This window comes from Spongiactinospora gelatinilytica (assembly GCF_003236385.1).
Classification (GTDB): Bacteria; Actinomycetota; Actinomycetes; order Streptosporangiales; family Streptosporangiaceae; genus Spongiactinospora; species Spongiactinospora gelatinilytica.
The window spans coordinates 1-3,873 of the sequence record NZ_POUA01000533.1; the positions used below are offsets into that span (position 1 = coordinate 1).

5 protein-coding genes are annotated in these 3,873 nt (G+C 71.5%); 4 read left to right on the forward strand and 1 reads right to left on the reverse strand.

All coding sequences use genetic code 11. From position 1 onward, the window contains the following. Window positions 1-119: 119 nt before the first annotated feature. From C1I98_RS36360 to C1I98_RS36375, 4 genes are all read left to right on the forward strand, one after another. Window positions 120-926, forward strand: a complete 807-nt coding sequence (locus C1I98_RS36360) for an endonuclease/exonuclease/phosphatase family protein (RefSeq protein ID WP_146607860.1) — start codon at window positions 120-122, stop codon at window positions 924-926. A gap of 20 nt (window positions 927-946) precedes the next feature. Then, window positions 947-1,465, forward strand: coding sequence for an HAD family hydrolase (locus tag C1I98_RS36365; protein ID WP_233508486.1), 519 nt, complete (start codon window positions 947-949; stop codon window positions 1,463-1,465). 184 nt (window positions 1,466-1,649) lie between these two features. Continuing rightward, window positions 1,650-1,862: a hypothetical protein gene (locus C1I98_RS36370; RefSeq protein ID WP_111171824.1), complete on the forward strand. Its 213-nt coding sequence runs from the start codon at window positions 1,650-1,652 to the stop codon at window positions 1,860-1,862. A 94-nt stretch (window positions 1,863-1,956) separates the two neighbouring features. Next, window positions 1,957-3,183 carry an MFS transporter gene (locus C1I98_RS36375; protein WP_199537485.1) on the forward strand — a complete coding sequence of 409 codons (1,227 nt, stop codon included), beginning with the start codon at window positions 1,957-1,959 and terminating at the stop codon, window positions 3,181-3,183. Here the strand turns inward: C1I98_RS36375 and C1I98_RS36380 are convergent. Next, window positions 3,180-3,873 (reverse strand): class I SAM-dependent methyltransferase (locus C1I98_RS36380; RefSeq protein WP_146607861.1); only part of this gene is annotated, 694 nt, incomplete at its 5' end. The genes C1I98_RS36375 and C1I98_RS36380 overlap by 4 nt on opposite strands.

The window sequence follows — 3,873 nt, forward strand, 5'->3', positions numbered from 1 at the left end:
CGGCCGGTAAATGAATAATCGCGGCGCCTCTACGTTCTGACCGGTCCCACTCCTACCAATTCGTCCACGGGCACGCCCAGACCCCGCGTGCCCGCCTCTCATCACCGAAGGCGATGCAGATGAAACTCACCGTGATCAGCTACAACCTCCGAAACGGCGGCTGCGCCCCCAAGAACGGCGTCGAGGATGGGGATGAGTCCCGGCTCCTCAAACAGATCGAAGCGCTCGGCACACTGGCCGGCCGGGCCTCCGGCTCCGTGGCCATCTGCCTGCAAGAGGGCAAGTACCTGGATCGCGACTACCACCGGCGGCTGAACCTGCTCTGCGACCGGCTCGGCATGACCTATCGGACCATGCTGGAATCCAACCACCACGACTGCCATCTGATCGTGACGATGCGCTTGGAGCCGGGCCTGTCGGTGGCCGGTACCGAGCACGACCGTTCCGGCTCCTGGTGGCACGCCCAGGCCGCTGCGAAGCTCCAGGTCGAGGGGTGGACGGAGCGGCTCTGGGTGGTGAACACGCACCTCGCCCCGGCCAGCCGCTCCAAACGCCTGAGCGAGGCGGAATCTCTGCGCCTGCACCGTAAGCGCGCGGCGATCATCGCCGGCGACTTCAACGCCGCCGGAGCAGACGAAAGGCTGCCCCCGACCTACCCGGATGTTGACCTGGTGAAGGCCCAGGGCAAAGACGACCGCCGGCCCGCGCGGATGGAAGCCGCCGGGTTCCGCGACGCCGCCATCATCTGGGGCGACACCACACCAACGGTGGGGCATTGCGGCGGCTGGCCGCACCGTTCGGACCGGATCCACACCACACTGCCCGATGAGGCGATAGCCGAGTACAGCATCTACACGAAGGCGGGTGACCTCTCAGATCACCTGCCGGTCGCTTTCACCGTGGACCTCGCCAAGGCCACGCGATGACGGGCGCGTCCGGTGTCGCTGTGGTCGTCACGGACTACGGCGGGACCATCACCCCACTGTGGCAGCGCCGGGGCGACCCACGGCGGCCGGTGGACCCCTACGCAGCGGCGGCGCTGCACGTCCTGCGCCGCCACGGTGGCAAGAGGTTGATCGTGGCCTCCAACACCCGCACTGGCGTCGATCGCCGTCCGGCGCTGCGCATGGGCGGCGTGGACGAAGAATTCGACGCCGTGTTCCAGTCGGCGCCCCTTCGTCTGGCCAAGCCACACCCGGAGTTCTACGCCTGGGTGCTGGCCGCCGCCGGATGCCGGGCCGATGAGGTGCTGTGGGTGGGCGACAACCTGGAAAAGGACGTGATCGGTCCGGCTCAGCATGGTGCACGCACGGCGCTGGTCCGCCGCGATGGGCTGCGGCCCCGTGAGGAACTACCCGCCGGGACTGTGCTGATCCACCACATCGGTGATCTTGTGCCGTGGCTGGTCCCGCATCATCGGAAGGAGGAGACCCCTTGGGCGGGTACCCATATCGGAGGCGGCTGACCGCCCCGGAGGTCCTCGCGATCCGCGCCTACGCGCGAGGCAGGAAGGGGGCGGCAAGAGAGCTGGTGGGCCGCTACCCGGCCAGCCTGACCACGCTGCGCAAGGTCATCGCCGATAAGACCTACCGGCACCTGTTGTCACCGGCGGAGCGACGAGCACAAGATGAGGCCCGCGCCCGGTACGGGTGCGTCCGGACTGCCGGAAACTGTCGCCTGATCAGGTCCGGGCGATCCGCGCCTACGCGAAGGGCCGCAACCCGTACACCGCGGCGGCAGAACTGCACGGCACGCGCGAGCTCCCGGTCACGCTGAAGGCTCTCGTGCTCGTCATCACCGGCGAGACCTACCGCGACCTGCTCCCGAAGGCGGACATGCAAGACTCTGGGCACGGCGATTAGTGATCAGCCATGATGTGCGGGCGCATCACTGCAGGTGCGCCCCACCGTCGTGTTTCCCTCACCTCTGATGGCCACAACCCCTACAGTCTCACCGGTGAGCCATCTCACTCTCCTTCGCCGGCGGCCGGTCCTGGTGCTCTGGCTCGCCGAAACCCTCAGCGTGTTCGGCGACCGGTTCTTCACATTGGCGCTGACGTGGACCGCCTGGCAGCGCTCCGGCGCGGTCGCGATGGGCCTGGTCGTGGTCGTCGAATACGTCCCGCACATCCTGATCGGCATGTTCGGTAGGCGGTTGATCGCCCGCTTCTCCTCCTTCCGGGCCCTGGCCGGGGTGGAGGTGGCGCAGATCGCCGTCGTCGGCGCGATGCCGTGGCTGTGGGACGGGATCGGCCTGGCCGGGGTGCTGACGGTGCTCGCCCTGATCGGCACGGCCGACGCGATCACCAACCCCAGTTTGAGCGCCCTGGTGCCGGATCTGGTGCCCGCCGGTCAGGTCCGCGACCTGGTCCGGCTGATGGACCTCACCAAGCGCTTGACCTGGGTTCTCGGCCCGGGGAGCGCCGCGGTGCTGCTGGTGTGGCTGCCCGCCGAGCACCTGTTCCTGGCGGACGCGGCGACCTTCGTGGTGTCCGGGGCGGCGTTCGCGTGGCTGTCGGCCCGGTTCCGGCACCGGGCGGCGGCCCCGGAGCACGCTCCGCCACAGGATGCGCCGGCGCGGGCGCGGGCCGTGCTGCGCGCCCATCCCCGCCTGGCGTGCGCGCTGTCGATGGAGTCGGTCGGCGAGTTCTGCGCCACGGTGGCCACGATCGGGCTGCCGATCTGGCTCACCGCGCACCTGCACGCCGGACCGGCGGCCTACGGGCTGGTGCTGACGGCGATGGGCGCCGGATCCCTGGCCGGGAACGTGTTGTCGGCTTGGCGTCCGCTGGCGTCCTTCCCTGCCGGGTTCTGCCTGATCTGGGTGGCGCGGGGGGTGCTGCTGGCCGCCTACGCCGCGTGCGGGCAGGTGTGGCAGGTGGTCGCGGTGACCGCCCTGGCCGCCGTGGTGACGCCGGTCACCACGATCGGGCTGTCGGCCGAGATTTCCCGGCTCCCCGGCCCGGCGCGGCTGCGCCTGTTCGCGATCGAGGCGACGGGACTGCACGCGGCGGGGATGGGCGGCATGCTGGCGCTGCCGGTGCTGATCGAGGCCGCGCCCGCCGCCGCGTTCACGGCGGCCGGGGCGGTCACCGCTGTCGCGGGCCTGGCTGCTTTGGCGGGTTCGCGGCTGCTGGCCCGGCGGGAAGCGGACGTCGCGATATCCGGCACAGCGCGGTCCTAGCGGTCTCGCTGGGCGCTGATGACCAGCGTCCGGCGATCGGTACCGGCCTGTTCCACGGGGCGCACGGTGATCGCGGTGAAGCCGCCGCGCCGGGCCAGCACGTCCCGCCACTGGCCGGGGGTGTGGGCGTAGTAGACGACGGGCCGCCGTGCCCCGGCGGCCACGACGTTGTCCACCCGCGCCCCCGGCAGCGTTCCGGGGCCGGGTTCCCCCAGCGAGAAGACCAGCCGCCCGCCCGGCCGCAACCGGCGTGCGATGGCGGGCAGCAGCCGGGCCGGGGAGCTGTACCACAATGCGCCGAACACCGAGTACACGACATCCAGGGCCGGGAGTTGGGGCAGCACCGCCGCGGCGTCGCCGACCCGCCACGCGGTGGCGGGCAGGTGCCCCCACCGGGCGCGGGCGCGGGCGATCCGCGCCGGGGAGATGTCCACCCCGTACACCCGCCGGACCCCGGCGGCGGCGATGTGGGCGACGTGCTCGCCGGTGCCGCAGCCGAGTTCGGCCACCAGCGCGCCGCGTAGGTCGCCGAGGATTTCCGCGCCGGGGCCTGCGCCTGGCCGGGGCGTCCACCCCGGCCAGGCCAGGGCCGCCTCCTGCCGTAGGGCGGGGGTGGTCGCGGGGTCGTAGTCGGCGGCGATGCCGTCCCAGGCACAGGCGTTCACCGGCTCCAGCAGCGCCACCGGGGGC

Coding starts and splice junctions, on each gene's coding strand:
- C1I98_RS36360 (WP_146607860.1), top strand. CDS start 120: ATGAAACTCACCGTGATCAGCTACAACCTCCGAAACGGCGGCTGCGCC.